This window comes from Mycoplasma sp. ATU-Cv-703, from assembly GCA_004011965.1.
Lineage (GTDB): Bacteria > Bacillota_I > Bacilli_A > Mycoplasmatales > Metamycoplasmataceae > RYZV01.
Genome location: RYZV01000001.1, coordinates 402,599 through 423,332, shown reverse-complemented (window position 1 = coordinate 423,332; position 20,734 = coordinate 402,599). Strand labels below are relative to the sequence as shown.

Sequence of the window (20,734 nt, the reverse complement as noted above, 5' to 3'; positions counted from 1 at the left end):
TGTCTCCATGTCTCCGCAATTACGTATTTCGTTAATCATGATCGCTTTTTTCTTAAGTCTGCTGCTTTTTGTTTTGCTGTTCTACTTTAGTTTTAACGGTCAGCGCAAACTCAGAAATAACTGACTACACAAAATTGAAACTCGTCTAAACGCGGGAATTTTGCTCAAAGCCGACCGGGTGATTGTCCAAATTAAACGGATTGCGCAGTCAAATAGCGAGTACCAGCCTTTGCTCGAAGAGTTAATCAATTCTTACGACGAAATTGAAAATAATCACAAAAACGCCCGAGTTGCTTTTAAAGCTTTTCAAAAACAAGCCTACCGCCTGTCGCGAAAAGAATTCAAAGTCGGCATGACTCACTTACGTTCCCAAGTGGAAATTTTTGAAAAAAGCGGCGATAAATTTGAAAAAATCGCTAACCAGTTCACGCGCAAAAACCAATTCATTCGAGCCGAAATGATTTACCTTAAAAACAATTTGAGAACAATTATCAAACAGTACCGCGACCACCGCGTGCTGCTTAACCCAGTCGCCCACAAAATTGACAAAACACTCCAAACTCTTAACGATTACGAAAAAGAGTTTGAACAAACGCTTGACCTAGGCAAAAACCGCGCGTCTTTAAAATGGTTAAACAAGTACGAACAAGCCATCTTAGATTTAGCTATCACAATTGACCAGGCGCCGGTTATCCGTAACCACCTTTATTCCCGCGTGCCCGAGCGCGTGTCAAAACTAGTTAAAAGTTACCAAAACCGCTTCGGAAAAAATTCGAATCGGACTGCCGGCGTTGAAAATAAGATTAAGAAAATTGTCAAAGTCCACCAACAAGCCCGGCTTTACTTTGAAAATCTTAACTTAGAAAAATGCAAACTTTCTGTGATCGGATGCCACCAAATGATTAGTAAGTTTGAAAAAGAATTTTACGTTGAAGTTGAGTCGCAAAAACTTTTCAAAAAACACTACCCAAGTTTAGCGAGCGAGTTTAAAAAACTCCAAGATCACATCCAGAAACTACGGCAAATGTACCGGTCTGCCGTGGAACAAGGCAAACAGATCGGACATGAGTTGCTTGATAACTTTGATGCGTTGGATCGACAAAATAAGGTCACACTAGCCAACTACCAAGAGTGAAAAAAATCGCTCACTCAGGAAAATTTTTCGCCTCTTCGCAAAATTGAACAAATGAAAGCAATCGTTTTACAAATCGGGAAAATGGTGACTTTGGCCAAGCACTGCGAAAAATTAATTTGAGACCTAAGTGTTAAATCAATCAAATACCAAAACAAATTCCGACAACTAAAGTCGGCTTTAGAAGAACTTGTTTTTGAAATGCGCACTCATAAAATTGCTCTTAACGCGGAAAGAAAAAAAAGTCTTACCAACTTACTGGCGCAAGTCTCCCAAATTAATCCGCTCAGTCTTGAAAACGAAATTGACCGGGAAACTAGCGAAAAAATTGACCAACTGACCAAGCAAATCGCTAAACTTTACCAAGCAGTTAACTTGGATTTGCAAATCGCTCGCATGGCTAAAAACATGATTAAGGAACTATCAATTCAACGCGGTTTAAACAAACGTTTAGCTTATGTGTTGTCAAAAGCCGAAAAAGATTTTATGGCCGGCCAATACAGCGATGCCTTGAACGGAATTATTGCTTACCTAGGAGAAGTTAAGTATGCTTAAGTACGACCTAATTTTAGTTCGCCTAGGTGAGTTAACTTTAAAAGGTAAAAATCGCCGTGAATTTATGGCTCAACTGGTGAAAAACATTCGGATCAGTTTGGGCACCAAAGTTAGCAGCGAATTTGACCGCATCTTTGTTCCTTACAGTCAATCTAACTTAGAGAAACTGCGCTACGTTTTTGGAATTAGTTCTTATTCTCCCGTCCAAAGCGTCAGCCACCAGTTAGAAAAATTAAAGTCAACGACTCAAAAAGTTAATTTGCCATCCGAAGTGAGCACTTTTCGAGTTAGCGTCAACCGTCATTGAAAAGATTACCCCCATCGTACGAGCGCGCTTGAAAAGCAGCTCGGCACAATTGTTAGCCTGAGAAAACCCGAGTGACGAGTTGACCTTAAAAATCCTGACTTAAACTTGGAAGTAGAAATTCGTAAACAGCAAGCCTACTTATTTTGGGAAAGATGAGTCGGATTAGGCGGCTTGCCCACCGGGATAAACGGCAAAACTTTGCACTTGATTTCGGGCGGAATAGATTCGCCCGTGGCAGCTTTAGAAATGATGAAAAGAGGAGTTCACGTGGATTTTCTCAACTTTATCACGCCACCAAGCACCGACCAAAAAAGTGCCGCTAAAGTTCACGAAATTATTCAGTTTTGCACTCGCTACCAAAATTCAGCGCGGCTTTTCCAAGTCGATTTCTCTAAGTTGTTAAATTTGATTTTGCTGACCGAAAAATCAAATTACCGAATTAATTTAATGCGAAGATCTTTTTACCGCATCGCTGATCAAATTTGCCAAAGAGAAAAATACCTTGGTATTTCCAACGGAGAAAGTCTTGGCCAGGTGGCTTCGCAAACTTTGGAGTCAATTGCAACTATCTCTTCCCAAACTAGAATGCCAATTTATCGGCCTCTTTTAACTTTTGACAAAATAGAAATAATTGCCAAAGCTAAAAAATATGGGACTTACGAGTTTTCAATTTTGCCCGCTCAGGAAACTTGTGAACTTTTTGCGCCGACTAATCCAATCACCCAACCCAAAGATGTGGTCGCCCAAAAATTGGAACAAAAAATGGCGCCTCTCTTGGATCAACTCGAAAAAGATGCCCTAACAAAGCACTCGCAAATTTACGATTTTACCCGCCAAGAATTTTAATTTTTCTTGGATCGGTTAACCTGCTAATTGCTCAAATTATTCTCACTATAATTACACTATGGTCAGTTTTACATCTCTTCACACCGCAACCGAGTATTCTTTGCTTGAATCAACGATTAAAATTGACAACTTAATTAACTTTGCCCAAGATAAAAAACTCAAAGCATTGGCCATCACGGACCACAATGTTTTGCACGGCGTGAGCGAATTTATTCACAAGTGTCGGCAAAACCAAATCAAACCAGTCGTTGGTCTTGACCTAGACTTAGAAGATTACCAGCTCATTTTAATCGCCCAAAATTACGCCGGTTACTTAGAGTTAGTGCGTCTTTCGTCGCGAAAAATGCACAACCAAACTATCGCCTTAACTGACATTGATGCCAAAAACTTGTTCGTGATTGATCACCCCCGACTAGGCTACTACGCTCGTTTTCGAGAAAAACTTGCTTTGGATAATTACTGGGTGGGAGTTGATGATCCGGCTAGCGAAATAAGCGGAGCGGTTTATGTGCCCGAAACACGGATTCTTAACTCAGAAAAAGAAAACGACGTTTTAGAAATTCTCCGAAGCATTGACAATCGCTTCGGGAAAGCTCCGCTCAAATTTAAACCTTACCCAGTTAACGTGTCTGAAAAACACCCGGCCGTTCAAAGGGCGATTGATTTAGTTAGTCAAGTTAACCTCAACTTACCCGAATTAAAAATAGATTTACCTCCTTTTGAAATAGGCGCCTCAGAAAGTCCGGAAAAATTTCTGGATCAGTTAGTTCGGCAAAAAATTGACGAGATGGGACTGGATTCTAAAACTAAATCCGTTTACGTCAAGCGAGCCGAAAAAGAAATCGCGGTAATCAATAAACTCGGGTTTGCTAACTACTTTTTAATCATTCACGATTTGGTGGCTTGAGCCAAAAGCCAAAATATTTTAGTCGGTCCAGGTCGAGGTTCCGCGGCTGGTTCGCTGGTAGTTTACCTTCTGATGATCACCGAAGTTGATCCAATCCAATTTGACTTAGTTTTTGAACGTTTTCTGAACTTAGAGAGAAGCACTTTGCCCGACATTGACATTGATTTTCAAGATAACCGACGGCTTGAAATCATCGAATACCTGTTTAAAAAATACGGTTTTGAAAACGTGGCCCTAATTACCACTTTCCAAAGATTGGGTGCCAAAATGGCCCTCCGGGATGTTGGGAGATTTTTAGGTCTTAACATCGCCTTGGTCGAGCAGTTAACTCGCCTTGTGCCGCATAACTTCACTCTGGATCAAACTTACCGCCACGTCAAAGCCTACAAAATAATCGTTGACCAAAACAAAACACTTCAGTCGCTCGTTGCTAAAGCCGCTTTAATCGAAGGCTTGCCCCGTCAGTTGGGAACTCACGCGGCTGGGGTAGTCTTAAACAGAAAACCGATCACTAGTCGAGCGCCGACTTTAAGTGGTTACCAAAACTTAACCCAAATTCAATTTTCCATGGATTACTTAGACGACCAGGGTCTGCTCAAGATTGATATTCTTGGGCTACGTAACTTAACAGTTTTACAAGCGATTCAAAAGGAAGTCCAAGAAAACTACCAGAAAAAAATTAACCTCCGCAAAATTCCCTTTGACGATCCGGCTACTAACAAACTTTTAACCGCCGGTGACACGAGCGGCATTTTTCAACTTGAATCATCGTTCGGAATGAAAAAAACGCTCCAAAAAGTGCAAGTATCTTCGCTTAACGATGTGATCGCGATTATTTCGCTCTACCGACCCGGACCAATGGATAACATTGACCTTTACGTAGCGGGCAAAATGGGCCAGCCAATCGCCAAACTGGATCCAAGCATTGACCCGATTTTAGCCTCAACTTACGGCATCATTGTTTACCAAGAACAAATTATTCAAATCGCCCAGTTTTTTGCCGGTATGTCGCCCGCTCGGGCTGATGTTTTGCGCTGAGCAATTAGTAAAAAAAGTTTCCAACTACTTGATTCGGTGAAAAAGGAATTTTTTTTAGGTGCTCAGCAAAAAGGCCACTCCCAAGAGCTGGCTGAGCGCGTTTACCAGTACATTGAAAAATTTGCCGATTACGGTTTTAACAAGTCTCATGCCGTGGCTTACGCCATGCTGGCTTACCGCCTCGCTTATTTAAAAGCACGTTTCCCCGTCGAATTTTACACCGCAATTATTAACTCATCGCTAGACTCGCCAACCATGATTCGCAACTACATTAACGAAGCAAAAAGCAAAAGCATTTTAACTTTGGGACCCGACATAGTTAACTCTCTTAACACAACTATTAACCAAAACAAAAATTTAATTTTGCCGCTCACGATTGTTAAAGGGGTTGGCCAGGCCGCTTACAGTAAAATCATTCAAGCTCGCCAACTCAAACCTTTTAAAAGTTTGCTCACGATTATAGAAGCGCTTAAAATTGTCAAACTGAGCGACAGCGTGACCCAGTCGCTAGTTAAAGCCGATGCTTTCCGAACTTTTCTTAATTCAACCACTTTAATGCATAACTTAAGTAAGTTGCTCCGTTACGCGTCAATGGTTCTAGTGGACGGAAAAGTCCAGGAAAACTTGGCTGAGGTGCCCGAGATTGAAAAAATACCACCCAATAACTACCAACAAGCAAAGTGGGAAGTTGAAACGACTAGTCTCCAAGTTAGTAACTATTTTACCTCTCCGTACGAAGGCCCAATCAAGTTAATCAATCTACCGCTTGAAAAAGCGACCGAAATTGTCGTTTGACTAGAAAAGAGGTTAACTACCTTTACTAAAGACCGGCAAAGGATGGGCGTGCTTTACTTAGTGGACTCTTCCTTTGGAACCGATGTGTTAGTTTTTCCGTCCTACTGAAAAAAGATCGCCAAAACCACTAACGCGGGGCGGCTTTACCAAGGTAAAATTAAACGATCACAGCGACAAGGAACTTTAGTTTGAACTTTGGAAGATGGGTGAAAGGAAGTGTCAATTGATAAACAATAAAAAAATGGTGCTCGTAGACGGCAACTCCTTATTTTTTCGAGCCTACTACGGAACCATGACGCCGGGCAGAGAAATTTTGACTAACTCCTCTGATTTACCAGTTAACGCACTTTTAACTTTTGGACGCATGATGATTAACTTAGTTTTTACCCATCAGCCCGATTACCTGTTTGTCGCTTTTGACACCGGCAAGAAAACCAAGCGGCACCAAATGTGCGAGCGGTACAAATCTAACCGAACCAAGGCGCCTGAGGCGCTCCAACTCCAATTTCCAATCATGTACGAAATGCTTGACAGTTTGAAAATCAAACATTATGCTTTGGAAGGTTACGAAGCCGATGACTTGATCGCTAGCATCGTAAATAAGTACCAAAACAAACTGACAATGACAGTTTTTTCTGGAGACCGCGACCTTTGACAACTCGTATCGCCCGGCGTAAGTCTAATCGCGCCCCAAAGCGGACGCAAAAAACCGATCGTTCTAGATCTTGAAAACTTTAGGCAACACACTGGATTAGTGCCCGAGCAAATCGTGGATTACAAAAGTCTGGTCGGTGATAGTTCCGATAATTTACCAGGCATCACCGGCATCGGCCCAAAAACGGCGCTTAAGTTGCTACAAGAATACCAATCGTTAGAAAAAATCTACGACCACCTACCGGATTTACCGCCTGGAGTAGCAAAAAAACTGGTCAAAGACCAAAAGCAAGCTTTTTTGACGCGCCAATTGGTAAAGTTGGAAAACCAACTCCAAGTGCCTTTTGAACTTGACGAACTTAAATACGAATCAAAAAACGTCTTTTTTGGGATTAAATTCTTTCAAAAATACGAATTATTCTCGCTGGTTAACAAGTTGAAAGCCGAAATTGACCCGGTTTAAATTTAGAGGGTCATTTTTTCACAAAATACGGGTGTTAATAAGTCAATTTTGACCATTAAACATCGGTTTTACCGGCCTTTTAAGACCCTCTGGGTGTGGATAACCTAGGAAAAATTAAGTCATTTTTGAGGAAATAAGTGGGACTAATTAGGGCAATGTTATAGTTAATTTGTTCCTAATTCTCAAATCCGCTAGATTGGACTTAAACTACTGATGCCCAAATTTTTCCTCGTTGAAAAAAATGTCTTTCTCAACAAAGATCAACTGCTTTGTTTAGAAACCTTTTACCAACCAATTATCGGTCTTGAACCAACCAGTTTGTACCGACAATTACTTGGATACGCAAAAATCGCTCGGCAAAGTCAAAATTACTTACCTTTCCAATTCATTGGTGAAGCGTTAAACATAGGCGAAAAGCAAATTGAGGCGGCCTTGCAAGTTTTGGGTGGAGTTGGTCTACTACGCACTTACGTAAGCCAAGACCAAACGCAAACTTTAATCGTTATTAACCGTCCGCTGGAAAGAAAAAAGTTTTTGGAAAACCGTCTTCTAATTAACTTACTCCAAAAAAAGGTGAGTCCCGAATTTTTCCAGTACTTAACTTTGAGTCTCGATCAAAGCCAATTTGCCAAACAAAAAATGGTTGAGAACACCGCTAAATTCCCGGATGTGTTTGGAACTCAGGCGCTTAATTTGGAAGCTAACGACAACACCTTGGAAATTGATATCGCTCGGTTTAAAAATCCCCAAGAAGCAATCAATTCTTTACCGAGTGCCCAGTACTTTCACTACCTTACTAACCGCCGACCTTCGCCTAGTCTGCTCGCGGTTTTAGAGCAAATTAATAAACTCGGCTATTTAAGTCCGATCGTCAACACGATCATTCACTACTCTTTTGAAGTTAACGACGGCAAAGTAATTGCTAATCACGTTCTCAAAATTGCTCAAGATTTAAAACACAAGCAAATTAACCATCTTCAAGAAGTGCAAAGCGAACTAACTCGAGCACGCGAATCCAAACTAATTTTTAACTCCACCGATACTTTGATAGAAACTTGCGATTCAACGCCAAAGGGACAACAAAAAATTAACTTGAAAAAACTGTTTGAAGACTTGGGAGAATTCTAATGAACGATTTCAATGTTCAAGAAATTTTGGCCGAACTGCTCCAAAACGAGCGAATTGCTAAGCGGGTGCAGGAACTTAATTTAACCGACCAGCAAATGATCGAAGCAATTCCGATCATGATTGACATGAGCGAGCAGACCGAAAGTCCCGATCAACCTTACTGGACTTCTTTTTACTTAACTGACAGCGGACAAGTGCGTCGGATGGAAGTGCTTTCGCCCCAAGGGCAAAAAGATCTCTACCTAAAGAGAATCGTCACTAATCACATCCAAGCGATTGACTTTGAAAATCACAAGGATTTTTGAGTTAAACCAAGTCGGGCTCAAGTTGGAAATTGGATCCGTGGTTTTTTTGCTAACCCTGACCAAAGCAAAAAAGGGCTTTACCTCTGGGGCAAACACGGATCGGGAAAAACTTTTATCCTTAAAAGAATTGTGAAAAAGTTAGCCAAAACAAACTACGAAGTCGGCTACGTTTTTGTGCCCGACCTAGTTAATTACGTTCGCCGGGCTTTTCAACAAAACGAAGAGTACGATAATTTAAAAAATTTGCTCAAAAATGTTGACTTTCTCTTTTGTGATGACATTGGTAACGAAATTATCGCGCCCTGGTTTCGCGACGAATTTTTATACCAAATTTTTGCCTACCGCTTAGAAAAACAAAAACCAACTTTTTTTAGTTCACCTTACTCAGTTGAAAAACTTTTACAAATCCAAGCTAAAACCCAAAACCAGCGACTACCCGAACTTCACAAAGCCCAAGCTTTGATTAGCAAAATTATCCAACTTTCTGAGCCGCTCGAGCTCAAAAATAATGACGTTTAAATTGCCGTATAATGTGAAAAAGAACTTGACAGTTCGGGAGATAATATGAAAAAAATCGCCATCAATGGCTTTGGTAGAATCGGGAGACTCGTCTTTCGTCAAATTATTAAGGACAAAAATTTTCAAGTTGTTGCTATTAACGATTTAACGGCCCCAAACGTTTTGGCTCACCTACTAAAATACGATTCAGCCCAAGGTAAATTTAATTTACCCGTTGAAGTGGGTGAAAACCTACTAATTGTTGGCGGTCAAAAAATTGCGGTTTTTTCCGAGCGTGACCCCGAAAAATTGCCGTGGAAAAAAATGGGTGTGGATGCCGTGGTTGAATCAACGGGGTTTTTTAGAAGCAAAGAAGCGGCTGGTAAACACTTAAAAGCGGGAGCCCAAAAAGTCCTGATCTCAGCACCGGGTCAAGGCGATATGAAAACGATTGTTTACGGCGTTAACCACCAAAATCTTACCAGCAAGGATCAAATCGTTTCGGCTGCTTCTTGCACGACCAACTGCCTAGCACCGGTTGTACAAGTTCTTCACGAAAAATTCAAAATTACGCGCGGTTTTATGACAACTGTTCACGCCTACACAGCTGACCAAAGATTAGTTGATGCTCCCCACTCGGATTTAAGAAGAGCCCGGGCTGCTGCGGTTAACATTGTGCCGACTTCAACCGGAGCAGCTTCGGCGATCGGATTAGTGATCCCCGAACTGAAAGGGCGCCTTGACGGAATTGCCATGCGCGTTCCAATCATCACAGGATCGGTAGTGGACTTAGTGGTCGAACTGGGAAAAAATGTTGACAGCGACCAAATTAATCAAGCGCTCCAAGCGGCATCTTCAGAATCGTTTGGTTACACGGAAGAGCCGATTGTTTCAAGCGACGTGATCGGCTCCTTGTTTGGGTCAATTTTAGATGCTAAACTAACCCAAACAATTGATGTGGACGGCAAAAGAATGCACAAACTGGTCGCTTGGTATGACAACGAAAGTTCTTACGTAGCCCAGTATGTCAGAAGTCTTAAACACCTGGTCAACTTGTAAAGACCATGTGGAAAATTACTCTTTCGGCCGAGTCGGTTAAACAACTGCCGACTTCAAACCAAAATGAAGTGGTTTTAATTGGTCGCTCCAATGTTGGTAAATCAAGTTTAATTAACGCCTTAACTAATTCCAAAAGATTGGCTTATTTTTCCAAAACGCCCGGTCGGACCCGTTTAATTAACTTGTTTTCAAACCAAGGCGAGTACGATTTGGTCGATTTGCCTGGTTATGGTTACGCTAAACTTAGCCAACTCCAAACGAGCGCTCTCAAAAAAATGGTTAGCCAGTACCTTTTAGAGCGTCCAAAATTAAAAATCGTTTTACTTTTGATCGACAGTCGACGCAACATTTTGCCGATTGATCAAAAATGACTTGATTTGCTCTCCCAAAGAAACGATTACCAAGTCTGACTAGTCTTTACCAAGTGGGACTTAGTTAACCAGAGCCAAAAAAGCGCGCTATCTAAATCAGCCGAGCAGCAAAACAAGCGATTTTTTCACGTATCCGCCCGCAAGAAGTGGCTTGTGCAAACGTTAGAACGAGCAATTCGTGAGCACCTTGCCGAGCCAAATCGTTTATAATGCGCTTGAGCAAATGCTCCTACCCTCATTAGGGTCAAACGTCCAAAGGAGGCATTTTAATGCCTAAGTATGAAATTTTGCTGATAGTAGATCCCAAGGCCGACAGTAAGCAAACCGAAAATCTGGCCCAAGAAGTTTTTAAAACCGGTTCTTACCAAATTAGTCCCTTCGAAAAAAATCAGCTTGCATACCCGATTAACAACTCTTTAACCGCTAAATACATTCTAATTAACATTGAAACCGACGGCAGCAACATTGCTGAGTTTACCCGCCGAGCCAACCTTAACAAAAATGTTTGGCGTTATTTGGTTGTTAATCTTGACCAAGAAAAAACTGACCGTAAACCGCGACCTGGTGCACGGACTCTCCAACGAACACAAACTGGTGAAAAACCGCGTTGAAACTATGAACGCCCTAGTCGAGACTGATCGAAGAAAACGGCTTCATCGCCTGAATCAGAAAACCCAATTCCAAAAACATCATCTGAAGATCAGACGGTCAAAGAAGTAACCGAAAAAGAAAAGGAAAAGTAAAATGAACAAAGTTATGCTCGTAGGTCGAATAGTCAAAGATCCGAATGTGTTCCAAACCAGTTTAGGAGTTAAGTACGCACGTTTTAGAATCGCTGTAAACCGACCAGTAGCGCGTAACCAAGCCGATTTTGTCCCGATCGTAGTTTGGCGTCAGCAAGCTGAATTCGTGGAAAAATACCTTAAAAAGGGTGCGTTAATCGCAGTTGAAGGTTGGTTTACCTCCTCGGTTTACCAAAACAGCAATAACCAAGTGGTAGTTCGCTACGAAATTACCGGTGACCACGTCAGTGCCTTGGAAACTAAATCTGTGGCTGAGGCCCGCAACCAAAACCAAAACATCTCCCGGACTCAAGAGCTCCAAATTAACGCTGATGAGTACGAGAAGCCCGCAATCAAAGAAAACCTTGCTGCAGATCAAAAGAAAGAAAGTCTGGGCGAAAACGATGTACCTTGGGATCTTGACCTCTAATTTATCAAAAGCAAAGGAAAGTTTATGACAATTCGAAAAACTAAACCTCGTTCAAAAGCAAAGGGCGGAAAACGTCGCCGCAAAAATCAATACATTGGACGCGAAGTTAAATACGTTGATTACAAAAACGTGGAACTTTTAAGCAAGTTTATTAACATTCACGGCCGCATTTTACCAGCCCGAGTAACGGGCGTGACAGCGCTTCAGCAAAGAGCGATTTCTAACGCCATTAAAAGAGCTCGTTACATGGCTTTGTTGCCCTACAGCAACGAAAGAATTAAGCGCTAAAAACATTTTTTTGAGTCGCGTCAAACGGGCTCAAAACGAGTTAAAGGTCAAAAGATGGTTGCTACCAGGTCTAGGAATGATTGAGAAAGCAAATAACTATATAATCTTTGGTGAAGATGAAAATTAAACGCTCCAGTTTAGCCGTAGTCGTTTTTAGCGTTTTGCTGTTTGCAACTTACGTCACAATCATTGTTCTGCTCGGATTTTACTTCCGGATTAGTTTTACTTACCGGATGGTTTTAGTCGGTCTTTTAGCCGCTACGATCGTTATGTTGATGGTGCTAGGCATCAATAACTACTGGCTCATCAAAAGACGGCGGGAAAACATCGGTAATTCCTACGAATTTTACGTTGATGACTTAATTAACACCACGGGTGTCGGAGTCATCATTTTTAGTAAAGACGGCGAAATTATTTGGGTTTCTCAGTTTGTGGACCAGCGTTTTGAAAAAACTTTGATCGGTCAAGATTTAAATGTCTTGGGAGAAGACTTTGCCGAAAAGTTGCAATCGGGAAAAGACAAGTTTCGTTTTGAAACTAACTCCCTAGTTTACGAAGCACAAGTTAACGCCCATAACCGTACCATCGTAGTTAAAGACGTAACAACCGAACAAAATTTACTCAAAGCTTACCGCGACGAAAAAATCGTCTTTGGTGAACTAGAAATTGATAACTACCAGCAGCTCCAAGGCGTTTTGCCCGAGGATGAACTTTACCGCGTGCAAACGATCGTTTTAAAAATGCTAGACCAACTTGTTAATCGCTACAACATTATTTACCGCCAGTATGTCCACGGAAAATACATTCTCGTTTGCAACGAAAGTGTGCTTGAGGAATTCAAACGCCAAGAGTTTAGTTTTCTTGACGAAGTGCGTAACGAAAACGTCATGAACGGCGTACGTTTAACGATTTCAATTGGCTTTGGAGCTGGATCAACTCAGCAAAAAGAATTACTTGAACTTGCTAAAGACGGGCTGCTGCAAGCTCAATCACGGGGTGGCGACCAAGTGGCGGTTGAATACAGTAATTTAAAACCGCGCTACTTCGGAGCTAAAACCGAAATTGCCGCTCCTAGTTCGCGAGTAAAAATTAAGCAGATCACGTCCATGATTGAGGAAAAAGTTCGTCAATCGTCAGTTCGAAACGTGATTATTTACGGTCACATTGACGCTGATTTAGACGCGATTGGAGCTGCTTTTGGCATTTACGAACTGCTTAAAAACATCGGCAAGCCGATTTACATTCAAAACAAAATTTTTGACAAGACCGTCGAAAAAGTGCTGAACGACTTTTTTGAGCGCGACGAGTTAGAAATTTTCATTACCCCAGCCCGCGCTCAAAAACTTACGTCCCGAGGGACAGTTATCTTTATCGTTGATACGGCCGAAATCAGTCGAATTGAAAACCCGCGTGTCTTTGATAAAGCCAACTTAAGCAACGTCTATGTCATTGATCACCACCGGGCAAGCCAGTTGCCAAACGAAATTCCGATCGAAAACATTTACATTGACACATTTGCTTCTTCGGCTTCGGAAATCGTTACCGAAATGCTAATCTTTTCGCGTTACGCTATTAAGCCATCCAAAAATTCGGTTCAACTGATGCTCAACGGGATTTACCTTGATACCAAGCAATTCCAAAAATCAATTTCCTCTAAGACATTTGACGCCGCTTCTTGACTAGAAAAACACGGTGCTCAATCGCAAATAGCCTCCGAAATTTTGAAAATTCCGAGCAAATACTCAATGCTTGTTAACGCCATTTTGAGCGAACTAAGGGAAGTTAAAGAGGGGTATTTTCTAGCCGCTTACGACGGGGAAGTGCCCGACGACATTGTTTCACTGGCGGCCGACGAAATTTTACGTACCCAAGGTCGGAAAGCCGCCTTTGTAATTGCCAAAACTCCGGGTAAAAAAGTTTGAAAACTTTCGGCGCGCGGCATTAACACTAACGTGCAAACGATTGCCGAACAAGTTGGTGGCGGAGGACACTTTGGAGCGAGTGCGGCTCAGTCCACCGAACCTCTCAACGTTTTTCTTGATAACGTCATCCAAGCCATCGTCTCACGGAAAGGCGATAAATAATGCGGATAATTCTCCTTGAGGACAGCGAACTAGGCAAGGCCAACCAGGTGGTCGAAGTCAAAGATGGATACGCTAAAAACTACCTAATTAAACGCGGTGTGGCCGTTCCTTACAACCTAAAGACCAAGCATTTGCTGGATAAAAAAATTACCGATCTAAGTCAAAAAACGGAAACTCGCAATTTTGAACTTACGCAACTTAAAAACGCGATTGAGAGTCTCAGTTTTTCTTTTAATCTCAAGGTGGTCAACCAACGGATCCACGGATCAATCACGCGTAAGCAAATTTGTAAAGAATTGCGCTTACACCAAATTGAAGTTAACCCTCTTTGAATTGAAAATCTCAAAATAAGTGTTTTAGGCAAAACCAAAGTACCGATTAAACTGTCAAAAAACATCACGGCTTGGTTGCCAATTGAGGTGAAAAGCGATGGAAACTAAAGTTACTAGTTTACAAATTGAAGCCGAACTTTTAGGTCTTTTGTTTATTGAACCATCCTTAATTGACAAAGTGCGGGGTTATTTGCAAGTTGAGGACTTTGAAAACGAAAAACACCGGGTTATTTACCAGGCAATTTTACAACTGCTCCAAGATAACGTTGAAATTGAGCAGTCGCTAGTTTTGCAAGAATTGCTTGGAACGATTAAATCCCACCAAACTTTCCAGAAAGAATCGGCCCAATCTTATTTGTCCAAGTTGATTGACCTAGCCGGCATTCGCACCAATTTAGATAAATACATCCGCGAAATTGCTAAACGTTCCCAGCGCCAAAAAATTAAGTCAATGCTAAAACGGGTTGGTCAAAAAATTACCGACGAAAGACAAGACCCGGATGATTTAATCCAAGAATTCCAGCGAGAAATTTCCCAAAGTCGCAGTTTTGAGTACCGCGATTTTGTCGGAGCTGAAAAAATCATCGAAAGAACCATATATGAAATTGAGCAAAAAGCTTCGGGTCAAACTGTTTCTGGTTTACCAACCGACTTTCCTTCTTTTGATGAGTTAACTCTCGGGTTTCAAAACGGGGACTTAATTATCGTTGCCGCCCGGCCTTCAATGGGAAAAACGGCCTTTGCCTTAAACATCGCAACTAACGTTGCTAAAAACAAAAGAGTCGGAATATTTTCCTTAGAAATGTCTTCGGTCCAACTTTTTAACCGCGTCTTAGCTTCGTTTAGTTTTATCCACGGCAATAAAATTCGCCATCCCAAAAACTTAACACCGAACGAAACCCGCAAAATGTACGTCGCTACGCGGGCGATTAAAAAGTTAAACTTATGGGTTGATGATTCCCCCGGACTAAAATTAGCCGATTTGGTTTGAAAAGCCCGACGACTGGCCAAAGTTGCCCAAATCGATTTACTCGTGATTGACTACCTACAGCTAATTTCAATTAGCAATCGCCTATCAGAAAATCGTCAAATGGAAGTAAGCATCATTTCTAGCACTCTCAAAAAACTAGCGCGTGAACTCAACATTCCAATTGTGGCACTCTCGCAACTTTCGCGTCGGGTAGAACAGCGCGAAAACAAAATTCCGATGATGTCAGACTTACGTGAATCGGGCGCGATTGAGCAAGATGCCGATTTAATCGTTTTTCTTTACCGCGAAGCGTATTACAAGCGCGATAAAGATCCTAAGTCTGAAATAGACCAAACCGAAATTATTGTGTCTAAACACCGGAACGGCGCGACTGGCAACTTAATTCTTTCTTTTAACCCCAGTTACAGTCTTTTCACAGACAAGAAGGACTAGAAATGCCTTGAACTATCCAATTAGCGTTTGCAATCGTGTTAATTTTGCTGCTTTTCTTTTCGATGTTTTTCTCGGCGGCCGAGACAGCTTATTCATCCGTTTCTAAGTACACGATTGAAAAGAACTTACGGAAAAATCGCCGTTCAGCCCGCCTAATTAAAAAGCACTATAAATCTTTTGGGTGAACGCTAGCGACCATTTTACTTGGCAATAACTTGGTGAACATCGCCTTTTCGTCTATTTCCACCACTTTAATCACTAACATGGTAACTGGGTCAGACATGGTCAATTCTTCGTTTGTGCCAATCATTGTTACGGCGATTGTAACTCCAATCGTGGTCCTATTTGGCGAAATAATTCCCAAGCTTTTAGCCAAGCGCTACTCTTACGGCTACCTTTCCAAAATTGTCTACTTGATGGAATTTTTTAATGTTTTGCTCTTTCCGTTCACTTTCCCGTTTTCGCGAATTGCTCTTTCTTCCAAAACAAGCATCACCGAAAAAGAAATTCGGGAAATTTTGTCAATTGCAACCCGGCAAAAATTGATTAAACAAGAGGGGGCTCTAGTTGTTTCGCGGGCGATTGGTCTTAACTCGCTGAAAGCCAAGGACATTATGACTTTGCGCAAAAATTTCGTTTACGTCAAAGTCGACGACACGCTTGAGTATCTTTTGGAAGTTTTTCGCCGAACTGGTCACTCTCGTTTACCAGTTGTGCGCGGTCACCGTTTTGTAGGAGCGGTGATGCTCAAAGACATTCTTCATAAAAATTTGGGCACAGCCTACGATTACATCCAAAAAATTCCTAACGTAGACAAAAATTTATTGGTTGGCAAAGTTTTGGAAAAACTGCGCATTAACAAGACGCACATGGCGTTTGTCACAACTCGTAAAACGCAAGGAAACGCGGTGATTGGGTTAGTGACGGTTGAAGATATCATTGAGGAAATTTTTGGCGAAATTTATGACGAACACGACAATTCCCACTTGATTAATCAAATTGCTCCTAACCGCTGGGAAGTGAGTGGTGATTTAAAAATGCGGGTTTTGGCCGAACTAATCAAAAACGTGGAATTTGAAAGCGTGCAAGATTTAACCGTTAAGCAGTGAGTTCAAAAAAGGATCAACCGCAAAATTCACCTTAAATTGAATTACATTTACAAAAACAAAGTTTATTTCCGCGTTATCCAAAATAAAAAAGTTCTCGGCACTAAATTCTCGGTAAGATTAAGGTGAGAAGAGATTTAAATAGTCTAAAATGTTTTTCTAATGTATAAGTACAAAGTCTGGTTTTTGGTTACAAAATAGAAAATGAAGCAGCAAACAATATCTTTTTTTATGCAGAGGAAACGCTTTTCCTGGGTTTGGTTAGTTGGAGCAGCTTTTTTATACGCTTTTGGTATTAACGCTTTTGTCAACGCAGCCGGCATCTTTCCGACCGGGCTGATGGCTTTTGCAAACTTGACGATTTATTTAGCGCCGGACGCTACTCCTTTTGCTTCGTTAATTTATTTTGCGCTTAACATTCCGCTCATAGCGATTTTTTGGAAAAAAATCAGCCGTCGCTACATTTATAAATCGCTTTATTTCTTAGTCCTACAAGCGCTTTTCGGACTATTTTTTCTAATTCCCCAAGTTGGCGAATTTTGAATTAAAAGTTTTTGAACCGGTCGGGAAATTGACGCCATTCGCGAAGAGCGTTGAACTGTCATTTTGCTGGCCGCGATCGGAGCAGCGATTGTAGCCGTCGGAATTGGAGTAGCTTGAAAAACCGGCGGCGGAACGGGCGGCACTGATATTATCGTGTACTACTTTTCCCACCGTTATAAAAAATCAGTCGGTTTAATTAACACGTTTGTTTCTTTGTTCATGGTGGCTATTTCGTTTACCATTTCTGTCGCGCTTAACCGTCCAACTTACAGTCATGATTTGTGGTTCATAATTTTGATCGGGACTTTGACTTACCTTTTTGTGACCGTGGTGATTATTGACCTAATTTACCCTAAGTACTCAAAAGTGAAGTTAGATATTTACTCCAACCAACCCGAAAAAGTTTCTGCTTACTTAAAAAACAGTAATTTCCACCACGCGTGGTCAATTATTCCGCTCAAATCTGGTTACACTGGTCAAGATAAAAAAGTCATCACGACTACCATTTTGCTCTTAGAACTGGGCGACATTATTCGCAAACTCTACGCGATTGACAAAGATCTTTGAATTATCGCGACTAAAATCAAATTTAACTACGGTCGATTTAACACCGACAGCGTTGACCAAAACTAAAGAAGTCCCAATTTTTGGGCAACCAGTTGGTATTGCTTATTAGCTATTTGATTGGCTTTTTGAGCGCCCTTTTTTAGGACCTCTTCGGTTTTGTCAAAAAAATGCTCGTAGCGACTTTGAATCGCTGTTAAGCACTGTTTAACTTCGTGCGCCACGGCTTGCTTAAGTGGTAAATAACTGTTTTCCTTGGCAAAAATTTGACTGGCTATCTTCAGCGAACCGTTAGTTAAAGCGGCGTAAATGGTGAGCAAGTTTTTGATACCTGGTTTTTGCTCATCTACGTAAATTTTATTTTCCGAATCGGTTTTGGAACGCAAAATTTTCTCAACTGCTTGCTCGGGATCGTCAAGTAAAGCGATGAAACTTTTAGGGTTAGGGTCGGATTTCGACATTTTTTTAGTCGGGTCTGTCAGTGACATAATTTTAGCTCCCACAGTCGGCAAAAGCGGCTCGGGTATTTCAAAAGTGTGTCCGTACTTATTGTTAAAACGCTGAGCTAAGTGAGCTGTCAATTCCAGGTGTTGGACTTGATCAGATCCGACGGGCACCAATTTGGGACTGTAAAGCAGGATGTCGGCCGCCATTAAAGTTGGATAAGTTAAAAGTCCGCCCCGAATTTGGGTGGTCTGGTTAGCTTGTTTTTGACCTTTATCCTTGAACTGGGTCATTCGCGATAGTTCGCCCACCGTGACAATGTTTTGCATGATTCAAGCTAGTTGAGTGTGGGCTGGGACATCAGATTGGTAAAACAAAGTTACTTTTTTAGGATCTAAACCGCAAGCCAAATACAGCGCTGCGATTTGCTGACGGTTAGAAACCAAAGTTTTAGCGTCTATTTCAATCGTCAAAGCGTGTAAATCAGCCACAAAAACAAACAATTCGTAACGATCTTGCAAAGCTATCAACTGCTTGATCGCGCCGATGTAATTTCCCAAAGTTATTTTTCCAGTCGCGGTAATGCCGGTTACAAGGCGAGGCTTAGACATAGTAAGTGTATTTTACCCGATTAATTTTTTACTAATTTGGATAATGTATAATCAGTGTGCATAAGCCCATACCAACCAAAGGATGTAAGGATGAAAAAAGTTTTTGACGCCCAAAAGTCAGAGTTAGTTATAGTGAACGAAGTCGAAAGTGCTCAGTGAGTTGCTGCCCAAAAAAATAGTTTCGCACAACTTCGTAATTCGCTCTTAGTTAAAGGTTTTCGCAAAGGCCAAGTGCCAGAAGCGATTGCTAAACAGCACATTAGTAAGCACGAAATTCAAGCCAAAGCGATTGATAAAATACTTGATGACTTAGTTAAAAAAGCCCGGGAATTAATTTCGCCCGAGGATAAAATTCTTGACCAACCAGTCCCTAAAATTAACAAAATTAGCGACAAAGAATTGGCGATTGAACTACGTTACGCTGTCTACCCCAAAATTAATTTAGCCAACTACAAAAACTTGGGAATCAAATACGAGAGCGTCAAAATTGAGGAAAGTCAAATCGAAAAAGAACTCGAAAATCTCCGCGAAAAACACGCCTTACTCGTTCCTTACGAAGGCAAAATCGCCAAAGGGCACTTAGTCAAATTTGACTTTGAAGGCTTCATAGAAGGCAAGCCATTTGAAAACGGTCGGGCAAAAGATTACGTTTTAGAAATTGGGTCTCAGAAATTCATTCCTGGTTTTGAAGAGCAAATGATCGGTCTTGCTAAAGGACAGGAAAGCGAAATAAAAGTTAACTTTCCCGACGATTACAACGTAGCATCTTTAAAAGGTAAAGCGGCGGTCTTTAAAATAAAAATACACGAAATTAAAGTCAAAGAACTGCCTGAGTTAGACGATAAATTAGCCCAAGAAGTCGGACTAAAAAACGTTAGCAATTTAAAAGAACTTCGTCAACACATTCGCGAAATGTTTGTTGAACAAAACGCCATGCAAAGTCGCCATAAATTTATTCAAGCTGTTTTTGAAAAACTCAAATCCAACACAAAAGTGGTTGTGCCGGATGTATTAATTGATAAAGAGGTTCAAGCTATCAAGGAGCAATTTAGCGAAAATCTTAAACGCCAAAATTACACTTTGAAAGACTACGCTTCTTCGCTCGGTTTAGATGAGCGCAAACTTAACGATCACTTTCGCGAGCAAGCTGTGAAAAGATTAGTTGACTCATTCATTTTTGCCGAAATAGCTCGGGCTGAAAAAATTCGTCCAACCGAGGAAGATTTTGAGCAGCAGTACCAAAAATTTGCCAAAATGTACAACAAGCCGATTGAAGAGATTAAAAAAATGATCGGTAAAAATTACGCCCAAGTGCCAATTATTAACGATAAGGTTATCAACCGTTTAATTGAACTTAACGCTTAAAATTCTTTAATTTGCTTGAGAATCAGTTTTTCTTCGGTGGTAAGATCAACTTTTGCACCGAGCATTTTTTGCGTTACTCGCACAATTGCTTTAGCTAGGTTGGGACGCTGAACAGACTGAGGAAAATTGGCCAACAAATAATTTTTGAAGTTTTGAACCGCTAATTTTTGCAGAGAAGGATTTTGGGTGCTGAGTTTGTCAAACTCTTCTAAAACTTCGGTGTAGAAACTAGCGTCAAAATACTGGTCAAACTTGGCTAAGTCAACCTTTTGGTTTTCAAAAACAACTTGACCGCCAATTTTTTGTCGAGCTAACTCATCCATCAAAATGATTTTGGCCAAGCGGTTGGCAGGGTCTGCTTGGCTAATTCAATTTTTGACCTGGTCTTGAATGGGGTGGAGATTAATGTGGCGGGCACTTTGCAAAGCTAAAGCAATTTTTTGGGCGTCTTGACTGGCTAGAGATTGGCAAAACTCTTCCTGGCTCATTATGGTTGCCTTTTGGTCGGGAGAAAGTTGTTTTAACTCCCGAACTAAAAAGTCGTTCCAACGCCGAAAAAATTGCTCGTATTTCCAAGGCACATAAGGAAGGTCAAGTTCCTCACGAACTAACTTGTAAGCCTCTTCAAACCGTTTTTCGCTGGCTAATTTTTCAATTTGGTTTAACTTGTTTTGGTAGTAGTTCGGCGACATAATCAATTAGGT

The 20,734-nt window shown here is 41.2% G+C and carries 19 protein-coding genes; 17 read left to right on the top strand and 2 right to left on the bottom strand.

Going from position 1 to position 20,734, the window contains the following annotated elements; all coding sequences use genetic code 4:
• Nucleotides 1-7: 7 nt before the first annotated feature.
• The 16 genes from CSE00_RS01870 (at nt 8) to CSE00_RS01795 (ending at nt 17,679) form a co-directional block, all read left to right on the top strand.
• Nucleotides 8-1,687, top strand: coding sequence for a septation ring formation regulator EzrA (locus CSE00_RS01870; protein WP_127942887.1), 1,680 nt, complete (start codon nt 8-10; stop codon nt 1,685-1,687).
• The gene (gene thiI, locus CSE00_RS01865; protein ID WP_127942886.1) at nt 1,680-2,840 is read left to right on the top strand and encodes a tRNA uracil 4-sulfurtransferase ThiI; all 1,161 of its coding nucleotides are present in this window, start codon (nt 1,680-1,682) and stop codon (nt 2,838-2,840) included. Before CSE00_RS01870 ends, thiI begins: the two co-directional genes overlap by 8 nt.
• A gap of 58 nt (nt 2,841-2,898) precedes the next feature.
• Entirely contained in the window at nt 2,899-5,817 is a 2,919-nt protein-coding gene (dnaE, locus tag CSE00_RS01860) for a DNA polymerase III subunit alpha (RefSeq protein WP_127942885.1), read from the top strand.
• Nucleotides 5,804-6,697, top strand: a complete 894-nt coding sequence (locus CSE00_RS01855) for a 5'-3' exonuclease H3TH domain-containing protein (protein ID WP_161565536.1) — start codon at nt 5,804-5,806, stop codon at nt 6,695-6,697. Before dnaE ends, CSE00_RS01855 begins: the two co-directional genes overlap by 14 nt.
• 213 nt (nt 6,698-6,910) lie before the next feature.
• Nucleotides 6,911-7,825 (top strand): hypothetical protein, encoded by a 915-nt coding sequence (locus CSE00_RS01850; RefSeq protein WP_127942883.1) that lies wholly within the window; start codon nt 6,911-6,913, stop codon nt 7,823-7,825.
• Nucleotides 7,825-8,649 (top strand): DnaA ATPase domain-containing protein, encoded by an 825-nt coding sequence (locus tag CSE00_RS01845; RefSeq protein WP_127942882.1) that lies wholly within the window; start codon nt 7,825-7,827, stop codon nt 8,647-8,649. Before CSE00_RS01850 ends, CSE00_RS01845 begins: the two co-directional genes overlap by 1 nt.
• Before the next feature lie 45 nt (nt 8,650-8,694).
• The gene (gene gap / locus CSE00_RS01840) at nt 8,695-9,687 is read left to right on the top strand and encodes a type I glyceraldehyde-3-phosphate dehydrogenase (protein ID WP_127942881.1); all 993 of its coding nucleotides are present in this window, start codon (nt 8,695-8,697) and stop codon (nt 9,685-9,687) included.
• A 5-nt stretch (nt 9,688-9,692) separates the two neighbouring features.
• On the top strand, nt 9,693-10,268 hold the full coding sequence (gene yihA / locus CSE00_RS01835) for a ribosome biogenesis GTP-binding protein YihA/YsxC (protein WP_127942880.1): 576 nt from the start codon (nt 9,693-9,695) through the stop codon (nt 10,266-10,268).
• Between the two features lie 59 nt (nt 10,269-10,327).
• Complete coding sequence (gene rpsF, locus CSE00_RS01830; RefSeq protein WP_127942879.1) at nt 10,328-10,801, top strand: 30S ribosomal protein S6; 474 nt, start codon at nt 10,328-10,330, stop codon at nt 10,799-10,801.
• Nucleotide 10,802: 1 nt separating this feature from the next.
• Nucleotides 10,803-11,270, top strand: a complete 468-nt coding sequence (locus CSE00_RS01825; protein WP_127942878.1) for a single-stranded DNA-binding protein — start codon at nt 10,803-10,805, stop codon at nt 11,268-11,270.
• 24 nt (nt 11,271-11,294) lie between these two features.
• Nucleotides 11,295-11,558: a 30S ribosomal protein S18 gene (rpsR, locus tag CSE00_RS01820; protein WP_127942877.1), complete on the top strand. Its 264-nt coding sequence runs from the start codon at nt 11,295-11,297 to the stop codon at nt 11,556-11,558.
• Nucleotides 11,559-11,674: 116 nt separating this feature from the next.
• The gene (locus tag CSE00_RS01815; protein ID WP_127942876.1) at nt 11,675-13,642 is read left to right on the top strand and encodes a DHH family phosphoesterase; all 1,968 of its coding nucleotides are present in this window, start codon (nt 11,675-11,677) and stop codon (nt 13,640-13,642) included.
• Entirely contained in the window at nt 13,642-14,082 is a 441-nt protein-coding gene (gene rplI / locus CSE00_RS01810; RefSeq protein WP_127942875.1) for a 50S ribosomal protein L9, read from the top strand. The genes CSE00_RS01815 and rplI overlap by 1 nt, the downstream gene beginning before the upstream one ends.
• A complete protein-coding gene (gene dnaB / locus CSE00_RS01805) occupies nt 14,072-15,397 on the top strand; it encodes a replicative DNA helicase (RefSeq protein ID WP_127942874.1) in 1,326 nt (441 codons plus the stop codon). The genes rplI and dnaB overlap by 11 nt, the downstream gene beginning before the upstream one ends.
• Nucleotides 15,398-15,399: 2 nt before the next feature.
• Nucleotides 15,400-16,644 (top strand): hemolysin family protein, encoded by a 1,245-nt coding sequence (locus CSE00_RS01800; protein WP_127942873.1) that lies wholly within the window; start codon nt 15,400-15,402, stop codon nt 16,642-16,644.
• Between the two features lie 63 nt (nt 16,645-16,707).
• Nucleotides 16,708-17,679 carry a YitT family protein gene (locus CSE00_RS01795; protein ID WP_127942872.1) on the top strand — a complete coding sequence of 324 codons (972 nt, stop codon included), beginning with the start codon at nt 16,708-16,710 and terminating at the stop codon, nt 17,677-17,679.
• On the opposite strand, the gene trpS is transcribed toward CSE00_RS01795, so the two are convergent.
• Nucleotides 17,676-18,665, bottom strand: coding sequence for a tryptophan--tRNA ligase (trpS, locus tag CSE00_RS01790; RefSeq protein ID WP_127942871.1), 990 nt, complete (start codon nt 18,663-18,665; stop codon nt 17,676-17,678). The two genes, CSE00_RS01795 and trpS, sit on opposite strands and share 4 nt — an antisense overlap.
• Nucleotides 18,666-18,755: 90 nt before the next feature.
• Here trpS and tig point away from each other — a divergent pair, with 90 nt between their 5' ends.
• The gene (tig, locus tag CSE00_RS01785; RefSeq protein ID WP_127942870.1) at nt 18,756-20,030 is read left to right on the top strand and encodes a trigger factor; all 1,275 of its coding nucleotides are present in this window, start codon (nt 18,756-18,758) and stop codon (nt 20,028-20,030) included.
• On the opposite strand, the gene CSE00_RS01780 is transcribed toward tig, so the two are convergent.
• Entirely contained in the window at nt 20,027-20,722 is a 696-nt protein-coding gene (locus CSE00_RS01780; RefSeq protein WP_127942869.1) for a DUF3196 family protein, read from the bottom strand. The two genes, tig and CSE00_RS01780, sit on opposite strands and share 4 nt — an antisense overlap.
• Between the last annotated feature and the right edge of the window lie 12 nt (nt 20,723-20,734).